Below are 17,022 nucleotides of genomic sequence, written 5' to 3' on the forward strand. Positions count from 1 at the left end.
ACATGGGTGATGTGCTCGCGGGGATTCATGCCACCTGGGAGTTCGAAAGCGACTCCGTGCTCATCCGCTTCGAACGGGGGACCAGGACGCCGAAGCTGCTCCAGGCGCTCGGCGAACGCCGTATCCCCCATGAGGCGTTGTCGTCGGTGACGGTCACACCGGGGAAGCGCGGGACGGTCGTGCTGCGCGCCGTGCCCAGAGCCGGCGCCGACCCGCTGGTCGAGGCCGCGGCCGGACAGCTCAGGGAGAGCGGCGACCCCTACCGGCTGGTGCTGCCCGCCGAGCGCGACACCCTCGCGGAGTACTACGCCGATGAGCTGCGCGCCGCGCTGGCCCGGTCCGTACGGGACGCGGAGGAGCCGGCCGAGCGCTATCTGGTGGCCGCGCCGGCGCCTCCGCTGCACTTCAAGGCGTTCGACGGCAAGGCCTATTTCGACGGGGACCGGGTGTCCTTCCGCTGGTTCTGGACGGGCGCCTCCACCACCAAGTGGAAGGCCGGCGACCAGAGCCTCCCCGTCGGCGACCTGCTGGGGGTCGAGTGGCGCTCCCCCGAACTGTTCGACGGCTATCTGCGGCTGCTGCGCCGGGACGCGGCCGGGGTGGGTGCCGGTACGGGTACCGGGACGAGTACGGGTACGGAACCGCAGCCCGCGCAGGCGGACCACGACCCGGCGGCCGTCGTCTTCGGCCTCGGCTACGGGCCTGTGCACGAGTCGCTCCCCTTCGCGGCGGCCGTCCTCGCGGCGGTGCAGAACGCGGCGCCGAACCGGGCCGCGGTGCCGGTGTCCGCCGTGACCTCCCTTCGCCGCGACCCGGCGGATGTCGCCGACCGGATCCGGCACCTCGGCGAGCTGCACCAGGCGGGTCTGGTGACGGACGAGGAGTTCTCGGCGAAGAAGGCGGAACTGCTGGCGGAGCTGTGAGGCGGACAGCGGCCCGGGCCGCTGCTCGCGATCACTGGATCTCATACCTCGGTATGACGTTCCTACCACCTCCCTGGTATGACGCCCGCGTGCCACCGGCTGCCTAGGCTGGCCCGGTCATGTCCCACACGTCGCCACCGCCATCGCCACCACCACCGCAGACCGACGGTCTGCTCAGTGCCGCGCGCCGTAACGCGCGCGAGCTGGCGCGGGGCCTGGCGCATCCCTCCCATCCGCCGACGCCCCTGTTCGGGGACGCGCCGCGGCTCTGGCAGCGGCTGCTGCCGTACGGGATCGTCCTGGCGCTCACCGCCGCGCTCATCCCGAGCACCATCGCGCTCCTCACCAGCGAGTACGGACTGAGCGGCGGTGTCGCCGGAGCGATCGGGGTCGCGCAGGCGGCGCCGCTGCTCATGCTGGCGCACCGGCCGCTGCAGGCCTGGTGGATCATCTTCACCGCGGACATCCTCGGTGCCGTGGCCCTGCTGACCGTGCCCGAGCAGAAGTACGACATATGGCCGTGGACCCCGCCCGTCATCGTCGGCTATCTCTTCCTGATGCTCGCGCTCGCGCTGCGCGAGACCCGGCGGACCGTGATCGCCGTATGGTGCGCGACCGGTCTGGCGGGACTCGTGCTCCATGCCGAGGCGTCCGACCGCAGTAACGGAAGCGCGATACTGCTCTTCGTCCTCAGCGGGGTCGCCCTGCTGGTCGGCGTGGTGCTGCGGGAACGCGGCGAGGTGCAGCGGCGGCTCGCCGAGCAGGAGAACATCAGCGAGACGGAACGCGCCCGGCGCACCCTGCTGGAGGAGCGCACCCGTATCGCCCGTGAACTCCACGATGTGGTCGCACACCATATGTCGGTGATCACCGTGCAGGCCGACTCGGCGCCGTACCGGCTCCCGGATCTGTCGCCGCGGGCCCAGGAGGAGTTCGAATCGATCGCGGCGAGCGCACGGGAGTCGCTGGCCGAGATGCGGCGGCTGCTGACGGTGCTGCGCCGGGAGGACACCGCCGGGGAGCGGGCGCCCCAGCCCGGTCTCGACCGGGTGCAGCAGCTCGTGGAGGCGACGGTACGGGCCGGGGTGCCGGCCGAATTGTCGCTGCCGGCGGAGTTGGGGCCCGTACCGCCGGCCGTGGACCTGTCCGCGTACCGGATCGTGCAGGAGGCCCTGGCCAATGTGGTGCGGCACGCGTCCGGCGCGCGGACCCGGGTCTCGGTGGCCTCGGACGGCGACTGGCTGACCGTCCTGGTCGTCAACGGACCGGCCGCCGCCCGCACTTCACCGCTGGAGACCACGGGGACCGGGCACGGTCTGGTGGGTATGCGGGAACGCGTACGGCTGACCGGCGGCACCCTGGACACCGGGCCGCTGCCCGACGGCGGTTTCCGGGTGGCCGCGCGGCTCCCGCTGACCGCCGCCCCCACCACTGGCACCAACACCGCCACCACGGGGTCCGTGAGCCCCATCACGGGTTCCGTGAGCGACACGAGCGGTACCACCGGCACCACCAGCACGCCCGGCACCACCGGCACCATGAGTCCCACCGCTGCGAAGGACACTCCTTGACCATCCGCGTGATCATCGTCGACGACCAGGCCATGGTGCGCGCGGGATTCGCCGCGCTGCTGTCCGCGCAGTCCGACATCGATGTGGCGGGCGAGGCGCCGGACGGCCGCCGGGGCGTGGAGCTGAGCCGCTCCGTCCACCCGGATGTGGTCCTGATGGACGTCCGGATGCCGGAGATGGACGGGCTGGCCGCCGCCCGCGAGGTGCTGAACCCGCCCGCCGGGGTGATCCACCGGCCCCGGGTGCTGATGCTCACCACCTTCGACGTGGACGACTACGTGTACGAGGCGCTGCGCGCCGGAGCCTCCGGCTTCCTCCTCAAGGACGCGCCCCCGGCCGATCTGATCGCGGCGGTACGGATCGTCGCCGCCGGAGAGGCCCTGCTCGCGCCGTCCGTGACCCGGCGGCTGATCGCGGACTTCGCCCAGCAGCGGCCCGCGGCGCGCAATGGCCCTGCCCTGCGGCTGCGCGGGCTGACGCCCCGGGAGACCGAGGTGCTCGAACTGATCGCCAGGGGCCTGTCCAACCAGGAGATCGCCGGCCGTCTCGTGGTCGCCGAACAGACGGTGAAGACCCATATCGGCCGGGTCCTGGCCAAGCTCGGACTGCGCGACCGCGCGCAGGCGGTGATCTTCGCGTACGAGTCGGGGCTGGTGACCCCGGGCGACGCGACCGCCTGAGCCCTGACCGCCTGAGACCCGCACCACTCCACTCCACAACGCGACGCATCGCGACGCACGGCGTGGCGCCGCACGACACGGCGCGACACCGCACGGCTAGCGGATCAGCCTCGGGCCGGCACCACCCCTACCCCGGTATCACCCGCTGGTTGGCACCCCGGTGTGACGCCCCCGCGCAGACCGTCTCCTTACCTTCCTGCTCGCCCCGATCGAGGACGAGCAGCAGAAGGAGACACATATGCGGCGCTTCAAGAGGACCCTGGTCGCGGTCGCACTGGCGGCGGCCGTGGTCGGGGGGACGGCGGGCTGGGCCTCCGGCAACGCGCAGCGGCCGGTGACCGGGCCACCGCCCGGCAGCGCCGCTTGGCGCGCGGACGGCTCGCTCGGGCGCCCGCTCCCCGATCCTGCGACCGCCTCCCCCGCCCGGGTGGCCCGCTTCTTCGCCGAGCTGACTCCCCGTCAGCGGCAGCGGCTCCTGCGCCGCCATCCGCTGGTCGTCGGCAATCTCGACGGGGTGCCGGTCGCGCTGCGGTACGAGGCCAACTCCCTTGCGCTACGGGCCGAACACGACCCCCGGTACAAGCGGCTCGCGGCACCTGGCCGGCAGATCCTCGCCTTCGATCCACGCGGGCGCGGCCAGGTCGCCGAGGTGTACGGGGATCTGGCGGGCGCCCGCCATGTGGCGGTCGTCGTACCGGGCTCGGGCATCGACGCGGGGACCTTCGACCGTACGAAGGACCGCTACGGCACCCCGGCCGGGATGGCCGCCTCGCTGCGGGCCGCGACGGGCGACCGTACCGCCGTGATCGCCTGGGTCGGTTACACGACCCCGGTCGGGGTCGGTCTTGACGTGGCCACCGGTGATCTCGCGGAGGCGGGGGCCGGGCGGCTGGCGCGGTTCACCCGCGGACTCGCCGCGGTGGGAGCCGCGAAGCCCGTGCTGTTCTGCCACAGCTACGGCTCGGTGGTGTGCGGGCTCGCCGCCCATGAGGTGAACGCCTCGGACATCGTCGTGTTCGCCTCACCCGGTATGCGGGCCGGATCTGTGGTGGATCTCCACACCGAGGCGCGCGTCTGGGCCGCCAAGAACTCCTCCGACTGGATCTCCCGGATCCCGAACGTCGAGTTCGCGGGCCTGGGACACGGGGCCGACCCGGCAGGTCCCGCCTTCGGTGCCCGTCGGGTGCCGGCCGCCGAAGCCCGGGGCCACGCCGGCTACTTCGCCCCCGGCACCGACTCGCTCCGTGCCTTCGCAGCGATCGCGGAAGGCCGCGCCACATGGCCCCGCACCACATGGCCCCGCACCACATGGCCCCGGACGACATGGCGCGGGACCACATGGCCGCGCACCACATGGCGCCACACCGCACAGAGCCCGGTCGCACACACCCCCGCCACCCCTGTCACCCCCGGAGGGACCCGATGACGCTCGCCGGGACCATCGCGAAGATCGAGACACGGACCCCCGCCCACCGCGACCGCGCGATCGACGGGCTGCGCGCGCTCGCGCTGCTCGCCGTACCGACCGGGCACTGGCTGCTCGGCGGCTTCACCCTGGACAGCGGCGGCGCCCTGCACAACGCGAGCCCGCTCTCCTCCTTCGGCGGCTTCGCCCCCGTGAGCTGGGTGCTCCAGATGCTGGGCATCTTCTTCCTGGTCGGCGGCTGTGCCTCCGTCCTGTCGTACCGCAGGCGCACCTCCACCACCGCCGCCTGGCTGCGGCAGCGCGTGGTGCGGCTGGGCAGGCCGGTCCTCGGCGTGACGGCCGTCTGGGCGGCGCTGATCCCGCTGCTGTACGCCCTCGGTGTGCCCGCCACGACCCTGCACACCGGATCGACACTGGTGATCCAGCCCCTGTGGTTCGTGGGCGTCTACACCGTGGTCACAGCACTCACTCCGTACTGTGTGCGCGCCGCACATACGCTGGGTGCCTGGGCCGCCGCCCCTTTGCTGACGACCGTCGCGATCGTCGACTTCCTGCGCTACGGACCGTACGCCGACACCATGCCGTCCTGGCTGAGCATGGTGAACATCCTGCCGGGCTGGCTCTTCGCCTATCAGCTCGGAGTGTCCTGGGGCGAGGGGAGGATCGGCCGGCGCGGGGCGCGGGTCCTGCTCATCGGCGGCACGCTGCTGTTCGCCGCGCTGCTGGTGGTCTTCCACTATCCGGCGTCGATGGTCGGCGTCCCCGGCGAGGCCCGTACCAACTCGCATCCGCCGTCCCTGCTGGTCCTGGCGCTCGCCGCCGCGCAGAGCGGCGCGGCGATCCTGCTGCGGGACCGGATCGGACGGCTGCTGAAGAAGCCCGCCCTGTGGGCGCCGGTCGTCGTCATCAATCTCTCCGCGATGACGATCCTGTGCTGGCACCAGACGGCGATGCTCGCCGCCGCCGTGCCCGGCTCCTTCCTCGGTACGGCAACGGGCCTCGGCACTCTGCCCGGCCTGACGGCCGCCCCCGACTCGCTCGCCTGGATCGCGGCCAGGCTCGCGTGGATGCCGCTGTTCGCCGTCCTGCTCGTACTGATCGGGCGGTACGCGCGCCGCTTCGACGGTCCCTGGGCGAGCGGCACCCGTACGACAAAGGCCCGCCGCGCGGCAGCGGGGCTGCTGGCAGCGGGCTTCGCGGTCTTCGCCCTCGGTCTGGCATGAGCCGCCGACGCCGGCCGAGAGCGCACAGCCCGAAGCACCAGAGCCACCAGAGCCACCGGAACTGCCCGCGCCGACCGAGCACGCACAGCCGAAAGCCCCGGCCGAGCATCCGCCCGGCCGGGGCAGCGACCGGGCAGCGGCCGGGCGGCCGCTACGGCAGCTACGTACCGGTCCCGCTACTCGCGCCCCGCCGAAGTGAACGCCATGTCCGCGTACCGTCCCCCCGCCACCTGCCCCGCGATCGGCTCCAGCTCCCGCAGCTCGTCCTCGCTCAGCACCAGCCGCGTGGCCGCCACGTTCTCCTCGACCCGGCTCCGCTTCCGCGTCCCCGGAATCGGTACGACAGGCAGCCCGTACACCGCCGCCCGCTGCTGCACCCAGGCGAGCGCGACCTGCCCCGGCGTGGCCTCCCGCGCCTCCGCGATCCTGCGCACCGGCTCCAGCAGCGCGGCGTTCGCGGCTGCGTTGTCCCCGGTGAAGCGGGGCTGCTGCCGGCGGAAGTCGTCGGCGCTCAGCTCCTGTTCGGCGTTGACGAACGAGCCGGTCAGAAAGCCGCGGCCGAGCGGCGAGTACGGCACGAGCGTGACTCCGAGTTCGACGGCGGCCGGGACGACCTTCGCCTCGATGTCCCGGCTGAAGAGCGACCACTCGGACTGGAGGGCCGCGATCGGGTGAACCGCCTGGGCCGCGCGCAGCTCACCGCTGGTGACCTCGCTCAGCCCCAGATACCTGACCTTCCCCTCGGCCACCAGCTCGGCCATGGCGCCGACCGTCTCCTCGATCGGGATGTTCACATCGCGCCGGTGCATGTAATAGAGGTCGATCTCGTCCACGCCGAGACGCTGGAGGCTGCCCTCGACACACTGCCTGAGGTACGGCCGGTCATTGCGGATCACGCGCTTGGTGCGGTCGGCCGGATCGACGCTCAGCGCGAACTTGGTGGCCACGACGATCTCGTCGCGGTGCGCCCGTACGAACGGCGCGATGAACTTCTCGTTCTCTCCCGCGCCATAGGCGTCCGCCGTGTCGTACAGCGTCACGCCCAGTTCCAGCGCGCGCTCCAGGGTGGCCCGCGCCTCGTCCGGGTCCTCCGTCGGCCCGTATGCGAAGCTCATGCCCATGCAGCCGAGCCCCTGGACGCCGACCTCCGGGCCGCCTGCCCCGAGCCGTACCGTGTCGATCGTGTTCTCGCTCATCGGAATTCAGGACCTCTCCGACGCCCAGCGGGCGTCCGCGTAAAAGCCGATCTTGTGGTCGAGCACGGCGACGGTGTCCTGGAGTTCCTCGATCCGGCGCAGCACATCGCGCCGGGTCCGCTCCAGCAGTTCCTGCCGCTCCTCGAAGGTCTCGTCGCCCACGCGGATCAGCTCGGCGTACCGGACCATGTCCGCGACCGGCATCCCGGTCAGCCGCAGTTTGCCGACGAACGCCAGCCAGTCCAGATCCTGGTTGCTGAAACGGCGCTGCCCGGTGTGCGAGCGGTCGACATGCGGCATCAGACCGATCCGCTCGTACCAGCGCAGGGTGTGCGCGGTGAGTCCGGTGTAGGCGGCGACCTCGCTGATCGTGTAGCGGTCCTGGCCGTCGGGGCGCGGATGCCGTCGCGGCGCCGCGGCGCACCGCTCCACACGATCGGTCCGGGCCGGGCTGCTCTCGGTCAGCGTCATGCGTTCAACGCTAGATCCCTTGAGTGCACTCGAAGCAAGCGGAAAATGATACGAGTTTCGTGGCGGAGTGGACGAGACTCGGGGCCATGAGCCAAGCACGCCGGGCAGTGCCCGCAGACGCCGAAGAACTGGTCCGACTCCGCAAGGTCATGCTCGACTCCGTCCGCAGGCCGAACCCCGACACCGGCTGGCAGGCGTCCACGGCCGAGACCCTGCGGAAGAGGCTCGCGGACCCGGATCCCACCCTGATCGCGTTCGTCGTGGACGCCCCGGACCGGCCGGGCGGGCTGGCCGCCTGCGCGACCGGCACGATCGAGTACCGGCTCGGCGGTCCCGGCAACCCGACGGGCGCCATCGGCTATGTCTTCAATGTCGCCACCGACCCCGGGCTGCGCAGACGCGGATATTCGCGGGCGTGCATGGAGGGGCTGCTCGGCTGGTACCGGGAGCGTGGTGTACGGAAGATCGATCTGCACGCGTCCCGGGAGGGCGAGCCGCTGTACGCCTCGCTGGGGTTCGTCCGTACTCCCGATCCCTCCATGAGACTAACTTTCTGAGTCCTCTACGCTCTGTGCCATGCAGAGCCTGGCGCTGATCGAGAACTGGCCGGTGACCACCGCGGCGGCCGCCGTCGTACGAGCGGACGGCAGCGTCGCCGGGTCGTACGGCCCGACGTCGCGGCGCTTCCCGCTCGCCTCCGTGACCAAGCCGCTCGCCGCGTACGCGGTGCTGGTGGCGTACGAGGAGGGGGCCGTCGACCTGGACGAACCGGCCGGGCCCGAGGGCTCCACCGTCCGCCATCTCCTCGCGCACACCAGCGGTCTCGCCTTCGACCAGCACCGCGCGACCGGTGCGCCCGGCACCCGCAGGCTCTACTCCAACGCGGGCTTCGAGGTGCTCGGCGACCATGTGGCCAAGGCCACCGAGATCCCGTTCGCGGACTATCTGCGCGAGGCGGTGTTCGAACCGCTGGGCATGGCCTCGACCACCTTCGAGGGCTCGCCGGCCAGGGACGCCGTCTCGACCGTCGACGATCTGGTGCGGTTCGCGGCGGAGGTCCAGGCGCCCCGGCTGCTCGACCCGCGCACGGTGCTGGAGGCGATGAGCGTCGTGCATCCGGGGCTGTCGGGTGTGCTGCCCGGCTACGGCCACCAGAAGAACAACGACTGGGGGCTGGGCTTCGAGATCCGGGACGCCAAGTCCCCGCACTGGACGGGCGCGTTGTCGTCGCCGCGTACGTTCGGGCACTTCGGGCAGTCCGGTACGTTCCTGTGGATCGACCCGGACGCGGGGGCCGCGTGTGTGGCGCTGGCGGACCGGGCGTTCGGGCCCTGGGCGGTGGAGGCGTGGCCCCCCTTCACGGACGCGATACTCACCGAACTGCGCGCGCCCGCACCCTGACCCGCGCGCCGGGCCGCCAGGCGGCCCGGCCACGAAACCGCTCGGCCACGGAAGCGTTGGGCTACGGAACCGGCCGCCCACGGAAGCGCTCGGCGACCGGACGGTTCAGCCCGACATCTCCCAGACCAGCACCTCCGCCGCCGGACCCGCGGTCAGTTCGAGCCCCTCCGCGTCCGTGACCCGCGCCGAATCACCCGTGGTCAGCTCGGCCCCGGCGCCCGCTTCCGCGCCGGGCCCGTCGAGCCGTATCCCGCCGCGCACCACATGCACGTACACGAACGGGGCGTCCGGCACCGCCGTGCGCTCGCCGTCGCACAGCCGCCGTACATGCAGCATCGCCCCGGCCTGCGGAAGGGCGTACGGCGTGGAGTCGGCGATGCCGCGGACGGTCTCGTACCGTGGCTCACCGCCCGGCTCCAGTGGTGCGAGCCACATCTGTACGAAGACCAGCGGGCGGTCGCCGTCGTTGCGCTCCACGTGCCGCACCCCGCCGCCCGCGCTGAGCCGCTGGACATCGCCCGCGCGGACGACCGTGGCGTGCCCGGCCGAATCGCGGTGCGTCAGCTCGCCTTCGACGACCCAGGTCACGATCTCCGTATGACTGTGCGGGTGTTCGTCGAACCCGGCCCCCGGCGCGAGCCGCTCCTCGTTGCAGGCGAGGACCGCGCCGAAGCGGAGATTGTCCGGATCGTAGAACCGCCCGAACGAGAAGGCGTGCAGGGACTCGATGCCCGCGCCGGGGTCACCACCGGCATACCGCTGCGCTCCGCGCCGTACGAGAATCACAGCTCAACGGTAGGGGGTGTCTCATGGATCAGGCCGGATCAGGGAGCGGGGCCTGGTGCGGTGCATCGCAAGGCGGAGGAACGAGCCCACGCGGAGCGTAGGCGACTGACGACAACGCCGCGAGGTGCCGCACCAGGGCACGCGAGCCCGGCAAGGTCCATGAGACACCCCCTGACCCCGAGCCATCTGCGCGCGGCTGGGATGAGGCACTCTTGTCCCGTGCCTGAACCCTCGAACGAACCCCATCCGCATCCGGCGACACTGCGCCGGCTGGAGCAGTCCTCGGGACGGCTCGCCGCGAACGCCATCGCCCGCATGGACGAGACGCTGCCGTGGTACCGCGCGATGCCCCCGGAGAACCGTTCCTGGATCGGGCTGGTGGCCCAGGCCGGAATCGCCGCGTTCACCGAGTGGTTCCGCCATCCGGAGACCCCGCAGGCCATCTCCACCGATGTGTTCGGCACCGCGCCGCGCGAGCTGACCCGGGCGATCACCCTGCGCCAGACGGTCGAGATGGTGCGGACGACCATCGAGGTCATGGAGACCGCGATCGAGGAGGTCGCGGCCCCAGGCGACGAGTCCGCGCTCCGTGAGGCGCTGCTGGTCTACGCGCGCGAGATCGCCTTCGCCACCGCCCAGGTGTACGCGCAGGCCGCCGAGGCCCGTGGCGCCTGGGACGCCCGGCTGGAATCGCTCGTGGTGAACGCGGTGCTCTCCGGCGAGGCCGACGAGGGCGCGGTCTCCCGGGCCGCCGCCCTCGGCTGGAACTCCCCCGAGCATGTCTGCGTTCTGCTCGGCACCGCCCCCGACGGCGACAGCGAGCTGACCGTCGAGGCGATCCGGCGGGCCGCCCGGCACGCCAAGCTCCAGGTGCTGACCGGGGTCCTCGGCGACCGGCTCGTGGTGATCGCGGGCGGCAGCGACAATCCGCTCCAGGTCGCCAAGGCGCTGATCGGCCCGTACGCCGCGGGCCCGGTCGTCGCGGGCCCGATCGTGCCCGATCTGCTGGCCGCCACCAAGTCGGCCCAGGCCGCCGCCGCCGGACTGAAGGCGTGCTTCGCCTGGCAGGACGCCCCCCGTCCGGTCCTCGCGGACGATCTCCTGCCGGAGCGCGCCATCGCCTCAGACCCTGCCGCTCGTGAGCAGTTGGTGGAGGAGATCTACAGACCGCTTGAAGAGGCGGGCTCGGCGCTGCTGGAGACTCTGAGTGTCTATCTGGAGCAGGCGAGCAGCCTTGAGGGTGCGGCCAGGATGCTCTTCGTTCACCCCAACACCGTGCGCTACCGGCTCCGACGTGTGACTGACGTCACCGGATGGTCACCCTCCGATGTCCGATCCGCGTTCACCCTGCGGATTGCGCTCATCTTGGGGCGTCTGGCCGACGGGGACCCCCAGACCTAGACTTTTGTCGTACTCCAACAATTCCCCTGACGGTTCTTCGTCCTTGTCATCACGGGCTATCCGGCCCGTCCACAAGAGAGAGTGTGAGAGTGCTCGTACTCGTCGCTCCCGGCCAAGGCGCTCAGACGCCCGGCTTCCTGACTCCCTGGCTCGAACTGCCCGGTGCCGAAGACCGGCTGCGGGCCTGGTCGGCCGCCATCGACCTGGATCTGGTCCACTACGGCACGGACGCCGACGCGGACGAGATCCGTGACACCGCCGTCGCCCAGCCGCTGCTGGTCGCCGCCGCGCTGCTGTCGGCCCGTCAGCTCTTCCCCACCACCGGGGACGTGGCGCGCGAGGTCGGCGCCACGGCCGGGCACAGCGTGGGCGAACTGGCCGCGACCGCGCTGGCCGGAGTGCTCTCCGACGACGCGGCGCTGGCGCTGGTACGGGCCCGTGGTCTGGCCATGGCGGAAGCCGCGGCCATCACCGCGACCGGTATGTCGGCTCTCCTCGGCGGGGACCCCGGCACCACTGTCGCCCATCTGGAGAAGCTCGGTCTGACACCGGCGAATGTGAACGGCGCCGGCCAGATCGTGGCCGCGGGCACCATGGAACAGCTCGCCGCGCTGGAGGCGGACAAGCCCGAGGGCGTACGCAAGGTGGTGGCCCTCAAGGTCGCCGGGGCGTTCCACACGCACCACATGGCCCCCGCGGTCGCCAAGCTCGAAGTGGCCACCGCCGGTCTGGAGGTCGCCGATCCGGCCGTGCCGTACGTCTCGAACCGGGACGGGCAGGCCGTCGGCACGGGCGCCGAAATCGTGACGCGCCTGGTCGGTCAGGTCGCCAATCCGGTCCGCTGGGACCTGTGCATGGAGACTTTCCAGGAGCGGGGTGTGACCGCGCTCATCGAGCTGTGCCCCGGCGGGACCCTCACCGGTCTCGCCAAGCGGGCGCTGCCCGGTGTGAAGACCCTCGCGCTGAAGACCCCGGACCATCTCGACGCGGCCCGCACGCTGATCGCCGAGCACTCCTCCACGGCCGAATAGGAGCCAGAGAGCATGTCGAAGATCAAGCCCAGCAAGGGCGCCCCGTATGCGCGCATCATGGGCGTAGGAGGCTACCGCCCGACCCGTATCGTGCCCAACGAGGTGATCCTCGAAAAGATCGACTCGTCAGACGAGTGGATCCGCTCCCGCTCCGGAATCGCCACCCGCCACTGGGCCTCCCCCGAGGAGACCGTCGCCGCGATGTCCATCGAGGCGTCCGGCAAGGCCATCGCCGACGCCGGGATCTCCCCCGGGCAGATCGACGCCGTGGTGGTCTCGACCGTCTCGCACTTCAAGCAGACCCCGGCCGTCGCGACCGAGATCGCCGACAAGATCGGCGCGGGCAAGCCGGCCGCGTTCGACATCTCCGCCGGCTGCGCCGGCTTCGGATACGGGCTGACCCTGGCCAAGGGCATGGTCGTCGAGGGCTCGGCCGAGCATGTCCTGGTGATCGGGGTGGAGCGGCTCTCCGATCTGACGGACCTCGAGGACCGCGCCACGGCCTTCCTGTTCGGCGACGGCGCGGGCGCCGTGGTGGTCGGCCCCGCCAAGGAGCCGATGATCGGACCGACGGTCTGGGGCTCGGAGGGCGACAAGTCGGACACCATCAAGCAGACCGTGCCGTGGGACGATTACCGCGACGGCACAGTGGAGAAGTTCCCGGCCATCACGCAGGAGGGCCAGGCCGTCTTCCGCTGGGCCGTCTTCGAGATGGCGAAGGTCGCCCAGCAGGCGCTGGACGCGGCCGGAATCACCTCGGAAGACCTGGATGTCTTCATTCCGCACCAGGCCAATATGCGGATCATCGACTCGATGGTGAAGACTCTGAAGCTGCCGGACAGCGTCACGGTCGCCCGTGACGTGGAGACCACCGGCAACACCTCGGCCGCCTCGATCCCGCTCGCCATGGAGCGGCTTCTGGCGACCGGACAGGCGAAGAGCGGCGACACCGCGCTCGTCATTGGCTTCGGGGCGGGTCTCGTCTATGCCGCGACGGTCGTTACCCTCCCCTAGGCACACCGGATCTTTCCGGAGCGTGTTCCGATATATCCCTCTGCGTACAATCGAAGGAGCGCCCACATGGCCGCCACCCTGGAAGAGATCGTCGACGGTCTCGCCGAGATCGTGAACGAGATCGCCGGTATCCCGGTCGAGGACGTCCAGTTGGACAAGTCCTTCACCGACGACCTGGACGTCGACTCGCTGTCCATGGTCGAGGTCGTCGTCGCCGCCGAAGAGCGCTTCGACGTCAAGATCCCCGACGACGACGTCAAGAACCTGAAGACGGTCGGCGACGCCGCCGACTACATCGCGAAGCACCAGGCCGCCTGACCCGCCTGACCGGATCGCGCGGCATCCGCCACCCGGTGGTGGCGCCGTAAAAATTCAGCACCCTCTACACGTGGAGAAAGAATTCCAGTGAGCTCGACCAATCGCACCGTGGTCGTCACCGGTATCGGCGCAACCACACCACTGGGTGGCGACAGCGCATCGACCTGGGAAGGTCTGCTCGCGGGCCGCTCCGGGGTCCGCCCGCTCGAAGACGAGCGGTTCGCCGGTCTGCCGGTCCGTATCGCCGCGGTGGCGGCGGTCGACCCGGGCGATGTACTGCCCCGTCCGCTGGCCCGCAGGCTGGACCGCTCGGCGCAGTTCGCGCTGATCGCGGCCAGGGAGGCGTGGGCGGACGCGGGTTACACGGCCAAGGCCGGCGAGGACACCGCCGTCGACCCCGACCGCCTCGGCACCGTGATCGCCTCCGGAATCGGCGGCGTCACCACCCTGCTCGACCAGTACGACGTGCTGAAGGAGCGCGGCGAGCGCCGGGTGTCCCCGCACACCGTGCCGATGCTGATGCCGAACAGCCCCTCCGCCAACGTCAGTCTGGAAGTGGGCGCCCGCGCGGGTGTGCACACTCCGGTCTCGGCCTGCGCGTCGGGCGCGGAAGCCATCGGGTACGCCGTCGAGATGATCCGTACCGGCCGCGCCGACGTGGTCGTCGCGGGGGGTACGGAAGCGGCCATCCACCCGCTGCCGGTCGCCGCGTTCGCCAACATGATGGCGATGTCGAAGAACAACGACGAGCCCACCAAGGCCTCCCGCCCCTATGACACCGCGCGCGACGGCTTCGTCCTCGGTGAGGGCGCGGGCGTGATCGTCCTGGAGTCGGCCGAGCACGCCACGGCACGCGGTGCCCGGATCTACTGCGAGGTGCTGGGCCAGGGCCTGTCCTCCGACGCCCACCACATCGCCCAGCCCGAGCCCACCGGCCGCGGTATCGCGAAGGCCATGGAGAACCTGCTCGACAACACCGACCTCAAGCCCGCCGAGATCGCGCACCTCAACGCGCACGCGACCTCCACCCCGCAGGGCGATGTCGCCGAGGTCAAGGCGCTGCGCCGGGTCCTGGGCGACGATCTGGACCATGTCGCCGTCTCCGCCACGAAGTCGATGACCGGTCATCTGCTGGGCGGCGCGGGCGGTATCGAGACCGTGGCGACGGTCCTCGCGCTCTACCACCGGATGGCGCCGCCGACGATCAATGTGGACGACCTCGACGAGGACGTCGACGCGGACATCGTGCGTGACACGTCCCGCGAGCTGCCCGCCGGCACGATCGCGGCGATCAACAACTCGTTCGGCTTCGGCGGTCACAACGTCGTACTGGCGCTCCGTACGGTCTGACCGCCACGCCCCACCGTCCCGATCGCCGGACGGGCTCAACGCACTGAGCCCGTCCGGCGGTCGTGTGTCCGGGTCCGGGTGCCCGGGGCCGGACGCCGGGGTGCCCGGGTCCGGGTGTCAGGGTCCTGACGGCCGGGTCCGGGTGCCGGGTCCGGGTGTCCGGGTGCGTCCGGATGCCCGCGTGCCGGGTCCGGGTGTCAGTCCTTGAAGCTGGCGAAGTACGTCGCCGCCATGTCGTCCTCGCCGTGCCCCTGTTCCTCCGCACGGCGGAACCTTTCCGCGCTCGCCTCCGCGAGGTCCAGCCGTACGCCCTCCGCCGCGCCCGCCTCGACGATCAGCCGGGCGTCCTTGCGCGCCGTGGTGACCGTGAAGCTCGGCTCGTACTCCTCGTCCATGATCACCTTGGCCTTGGCGTGCAGATAGCCGCAGTCCAGACCACCGCCCGAGACGGCGTCCAGGAAGTGGCGCGGGTCCACGCCCAGTCCCTTGGCCAGTGCGAGCGCCTCGGCCGTACCGGAGGTGAGCGCCAGTGCCCAGCTGTTGCACACGAGCTTGAGCCGGGTGGCCGCCGCCGTGCTGCCGTCGTCGCCGAGCCAGACCGTACGGCTGCCGACGGCGTCGAGTACGGAAGCGAGCGGCCCGCGCGCCTCCTCGGGGCCCGCGGCCAGGACCAGCAACTGCCCGCTCTCGGCGGGCCCCCTGGTCCCGAGCACGGGCGCGTCCACGAAGACCAGTCCCTGCAGACGGGCCAGATCGGCCAGCGGTGAGATGCCCTCGACACCGGCGGTGGTGGACTGGAGCCAGATGGCACCGGGACGCAGACCGGGCCCCGCGGCCGTCATGGCTTCCAGGGCGGCGGGCCCGTCGTACAGCATGGTGATGACGACATCCGCGCCGGTCACGGCCTCGGCGGGAGTCGTGGCGACCCGCGCGCCGTCGGAGACAAGGGCTTCGGCCTTGGCAGGGGTACGGTTCCAGACCCGGACGTCATGTCCGGTGCGGCAGAGGTTACGGGCCATCGCGGCGCCCATGATGCCCGTGCCGAGGACTGCTACTACGAGTTGATCAGCCATGGAACCACCGTAGGACGAAGCGGTCCCGCGCGCTCACACGATCTTGTGCAACCGCTCACACAACCTGGTGCGGTCGGTCATACAACCTGGTGGTCGCTCATACGACCTGGTGCAACCAGCGGACCGGGGCGCCCTCGCCCGCGTACCGGAACGGTTCCAGCTCGTCGTCCCACGGCTTGCCGAGCAGTTTGGCGATCTCCGCCTCGAGCTGTGTCTCGCCCTGCTGGGCGCGGGCGAGCGCGGCGCGCAGCCGGTCCTCGGGAACCAGGATGTCGCCGTGCATTCCGGTGACGGCGTGGAAGATGCCCAGGTCGGGCGTGGCGCTGTAGCGCTCGCCCTCGGCGGTCGGACAGGGCTCGGCGGTCACCTCGAAGCGGAGCATCTGCCAGCCGCGCAGGGCGGAGGCGAGCTTGGACGCGGTGCCGGGACGGCCCTTCCAGGAGACCTCGGCCCGCCAGGTGCCGGGCGAGGCCGGCTGGCGGATCCAGTCGAGCTGGACGCGCAGACCGAGCACCCCGGCCACCGCCCATTCGACGTGCGGGCACATCGCGCGCGGTGCGGAGTGAATGTACAGAACTCCACGTGTCGTCACCGGGACCTCCAGTGTGGGACGAGGTTCGCCTTTCCCAGCGGCCTCAGTAAACAGCATCGGGAGTGAAACTCCGCAAAAGGGACAGCTTGTGACGTGATGTAATTTACCGGAGCCGAAGAGATCAGGCGCCTCTGGTTCGACGTGGGAAAAACTACCGTGCGGCGGGGTGCCCGGGGTGACGTACGGTCGGTCCTGGGCCCGATATGCGCGAAGCTTTCACTCGGCAGGACGCCGCCGGAAGCCTGAGGAAGCGAAACTGCGACGAGCACCGACGACACCGACAAGCACCGACACGCTTCGGCAGACATCGCCGGCGGAGCCACCGGGGAGGGGCCATATGCACAACAGCCTTCGGAGCCGGGGCCGTCGCGGCGACCGCGAGCGTACCGGCGCGGGTGCGACGCGGCGCCGCTCGCACGCTGGCGCGGGTGCGACGCGACGCCGCCCGCGCGCCGGGCTCGCCGCCGTCACCGCCGTCGTGCTCGCCGGGACCGGTCTGCTGGCCGGCTGCGACTCCCTCGGCGGTGCCTCGCCCGACGCCGCCGCCAAGCGCACCAGCCCCTCCC

The 17,022-nt window shown here is 71.3% G+C and carries 17 protein-coding genes and 1 pseudogene; 13 read left to right on the forward strand and 5 right to left on the reverse strand.

Going from position 1 to position 17,022, the window contains the following annotated elements:
- Positions 1 to 2: 2 nt before the first annotated feature.
- The 5 genes from WH07_RS22090 to WH07_RS22110 all read left to right on the forward strand — a co-directional run bounded on the left by WH07_RS22090 (position 3) and on the right by WH07_RS22110 (position 5,823).
- Entirely contained in the window at positions 3 to 923 is a 921-nt protein-coding gene (locus WH07_RS22090; RefSeq protein ID WP_046502778.1) for a DUF4429 domain-containing protein, read from the forward strand.
- A gap of 119 nt (positions 924 to 1,042) precedes the next feature.
- Entirely contained in the window at positions 1,043 to 2,494 is a 1,452-nt protein-coding gene (locus tag WH07_RS22095) for a sensor histidine kinase (RefSeq protein WP_106409651.1), read from the forward strand.
- Complete coding sequence (locus WH07_RS22100) at positions 2,491 to 3,174, forward strand: response regulator (protein ID WP_046502780.1); 684 nt, start codon at positions 2,491 to 2,493, stop codon at positions 3,172 to 3,174. Before WH07_RS22095 ends, WH07_RS22100 begins: the two co-directional genes overlap by 4 nt.
- A gap of 238 nt (positions 3,175 to 3,412) precedes the next feature.
- Positions 3,413 to 4,600, forward strand: coding sequence for an alpha/beta hydrolase (locus WH07_RS22105; protein WP_079023444.1), 1,188 nt, complete (start codon positions 3,413 to 3,415; stop codon positions 4,598 to 4,600).
- A complete protein-coding gene (locus WH07_RS22110) occupies positions 4,597 to 5,823 on the forward strand; it encodes an acyltransferase family protein (RefSeq protein ID WP_046502782.1) in 1,227 nt (408 codons plus the stop codon). The genes WH07_RS22105 and WH07_RS22110 overlap by 4 nt, the downstream gene beginning before the upstream one ends.
- A 176-nt stretch (positions 5,824 to 5,999) precedes the next feature.
- Here WH07_RS22110 and WH07_RS22115 read toward each other — a convergent pair whose 3' ends face one another.
- Positions 6,000 to 7,019 carry an aldo/keto reductase gene (locus tag WH07_RS22115; RefSeq protein WP_046502784.1) on the reverse strand — a complete coding sequence of 340 codons (1,020 nt, stop codon included), beginning with the start codon at positions 7,017 to 7,019 and terminating at the stop codon, positions 6,000 to 6,002.
- A 6-nt stretch (positions 7,020 to 7,025) separates the two neighbouring features.
- Positions 7,026 to 7,490: a MerR family transcriptional regulator gene (locus WH07_RS22120; protein ID WP_046502787.1), complete on the reverse strand. Its 465-nt coding sequence runs from the start codon at positions 7,488 to 7,490 to the stop codon at positions 7,026 to 7,028.
- Between the two features lie 86 nt (positions 7,491 to 7,576).
- Here WH07_RS22120 and WH07_RS22125 point away from each other — a divergent pair, with 86 nt between their 5' ends.
- Positions 7,577 to 8,047, forward strand: a complete 471-nt coding sequence (locus tag WH07_RS22125) for a GNAT family N-acetyltransferase (RefSeq protein ID WP_046502789.1) — start codon at positions 7,577 to 7,579, stop codon at positions 8,045 to 8,047.
- A gap of 19 nt (positions 8,048 to 8,066) precedes the next feature.
- Entirely contained in the window at positions 8,067 to 8,891 is an 825-nt protein-coding gene (locus WH07_RS22130) for a serine hydrolase domain-containing protein (RefSeq protein WP_046502793.1), read from the forward strand.
- 105 nt (positions 8,892 to 8,996) lie between these two features.
- On the opposite strand, the gene WH07_RS22135 is transcribed toward WH07_RS22130, so the two are convergent.
- The gene (locus WH07_RS22135; protein ID WP_198533858.1) at positions 8,997 to 9,677 is read right to left on the reverse strand and encodes a pirin family protein; all 681 of its coding nucleotides are present in this window, start codon (positions 9,675 to 9,677) and stop codon (positions 8,997 to 8,999) included.
- A 201-nt stretch (positions 9,678 to 9,878) separates the two neighbouring features.
- Here WH07_RS22135 and WH07_RS22140 point away from each other — a divergent pair, with 201 nt between their 5' ends.
- The 5 genes from WH07_RS22140 (at position 9,879) to fabF (ending at position 14,791) form a co-directional block, all read left to right on the forward strand.
- Positions 9,879 to 11,078 (forward strand): PucR family transcriptional regulator, encoded by a 1,200-nt coding sequence (locus tag WH07_RS22140; protein WP_046502796.1) that lies wholly within the window; start codon positions 9,879 to 9,881, stop codon positions 11,076 to 11,078.
- 89 nt (positions 11,079 to 11,167) lie between these two features.
- Positions 11,168 to 12,109 carry an ACP S-malonyltransferase gene (locus tag WH07_RS22145; protein ID WP_046502798.1) on the forward strand — a complete coding sequence of 314 codons (942 nt, stop codon included), beginning with the start codon at positions 11,168 to 11,170 and terminating at the stop codon, positions 12,107 to 12,109.
- A gap of 12 nt (positions 12,110 to 12,121) precedes the next feature.
- Positions 12,122 to 13,123 (forward strand): ketoacyl-ACP synthase III, encoded by a 1,002-nt coding sequence (locus WH07_RS22150; RefSeq protein WP_046502801.1) that lies wholly within the window; start codon positions 12,122 to 12,124, stop codon positions 13,121 to 13,123.
- A gap of 66 nt (positions 13,124 to 13,189) precedes the next feature.
- Positions 13,190 to 13,441 (forward strand): acyl carrier protein, encoded by a 252-nt coding sequence (locus WH07_RS22155; protein ID WP_046502803.1) that lies wholly within the window; start codon positions 13,190 to 13,192, stop codon positions 13,439 to 13,441.
- A gap of 87 nt (positions 13,442 to 13,528) precedes the next feature.
- A complete protein-coding gene (gene fabF / locus WH07_RS22160) occupies positions 13,529 to 14,791 on the forward strand; it encodes a beta-ketoacyl-ACP synthase II (protein WP_046502805.1) in 1,263 nt (420 codons plus the stop codon).
- A gap of 197 nt (positions 14,792 to 14,988) precedes the next feature.
- On the opposite strand, the gene WH07_RS22165 is transcribed toward fabF, so the two are convergent.
- The gene (locus WH07_RS22165; RefSeq protein ID WP_046502807.1) at positions 14,989 to 15,864 is read right to left on the reverse strand and encodes an NAD(P)-dependent oxidoreductase; all 876 of its coding nucleotides are present in this window, start codon (positions 15,862 to 15,864) and stop codon (positions 14,989 to 14,991) included.
- A 97-nt stretch (positions 15,865 to 15,961) separates the two neighbouring features.
- Positions 15,962 to 16,456: a DUF3145 domain-containing protein gene (locus WH07_RS22170; RefSeq protein ID WP_046502808.1), complete on the reverse strand. Its 495-nt coding sequence runs from the start codon at positions 16,454 to 16,456 to the stop codon at positions 15,962 to 15,964.
- A gap of 337 nt (positions 16,457 to 16,793) precedes the next feature.
- On the opposite strand from WH07_RS22170, the pseudogene WH07_RS22175 reads away from it, so the two are divergent.
- Positions 16,794 to 17,022 (forward strand): annotated as a pseudogene (locus tag WH07_RS22175) (hypothetical protein); the annotation flags it as partial.

The sequence above is a fragment of the Streptomyces odonnellii genome, from assembly GCF_000981895.1.
Classification (GTDB): domain Bacteria; phylum Actinomycetota; class Actinomycetes; order Streptomycetales; family Streptomycetaceae; genus Streptomyces; species Streptomyces odonnellii.

Coding starts and splice junctions, on each gene's coding strand:
- WH07_RS22155 (WP_046502803.1), top strand. CDS start 13,190: ATGGCCGCCACCCTGGAAGAGATCGTCGACGGTCTCGCCGAGATCGTG.
- WH07_RS22110 (WP_046502782.1), top strand. CDS start 4,597: ATGACGCTCGCCGGGACCATCGCGAAGATCGAGACACGGACCCCCGCC.
- WH07_RS22120 (WP_046502787.1), bottom strand. CDS start 7,490: ATGACGCTGACCGAGAGCAGCCCGGCCCGGACCGATCGTGTGGAGCGG.
- WH07_RS22095 (WP_106409651.1), top strand. CDS start 1,043: ATGTCCCACACGTCGCCACCGCCATCGCCACCACCACCGCAGACCGAC.
- WH07_RS22130 (WP_046502793.1), top strand. CDS start 8,067: ATGCAGAGCCTGGCGCTGATCGAGAACTGGCCGGTGACCACCGCGGCG.
- WH07_RS22090 (WP_046502778.1), top strand. CDS start 3: ATGGGTGATGTGCTCGCGGGGATTCATGCCACCTGGGAGTTCGAAAGC.
- WH07_RS22140 (WP_046502796.1), top strand. CDS start 9,879: ATGAGGCACTCTTGTCCCGTGCCTGAACCCTCGAACGAACCCCATCCG.
- WH07_RS22125 (WP_046502789.1), top strand. CDS start 7,577: ATGAGCCAAGCACGCCGGGCAGTGCCCGCAGACGCCGAAGAACTGGTC.
- WH07_RS22115 (WP_046502784.1), bottom strand. CDS start 7,019: ATGAGCGAGAACACGATCGACACGGTACGGCTCGGGGCAGGCGGCCCG.
- WH07_RS22165 (WP_046502807.1), bottom strand. CDS start 15,864: ATGGCTGATCAACTCGTAGTAGCAGTCCTCGGCACGGGCATCATGGGC.
- WH07_RS22150 (WP_046502801.1), top strand. CDS start 12,122: ATGTCGAAGATCAAGCCCAGCAAGGGCGCCCCGTATGCGCGCATCATG.
- WH07_RS22105 (WP_079023444.1), top strand. CDS start 3,413: ATGCGGCGCTTCAAGAGGACCCTGGTCGCGGTCGCACTGGCGGCGGCC.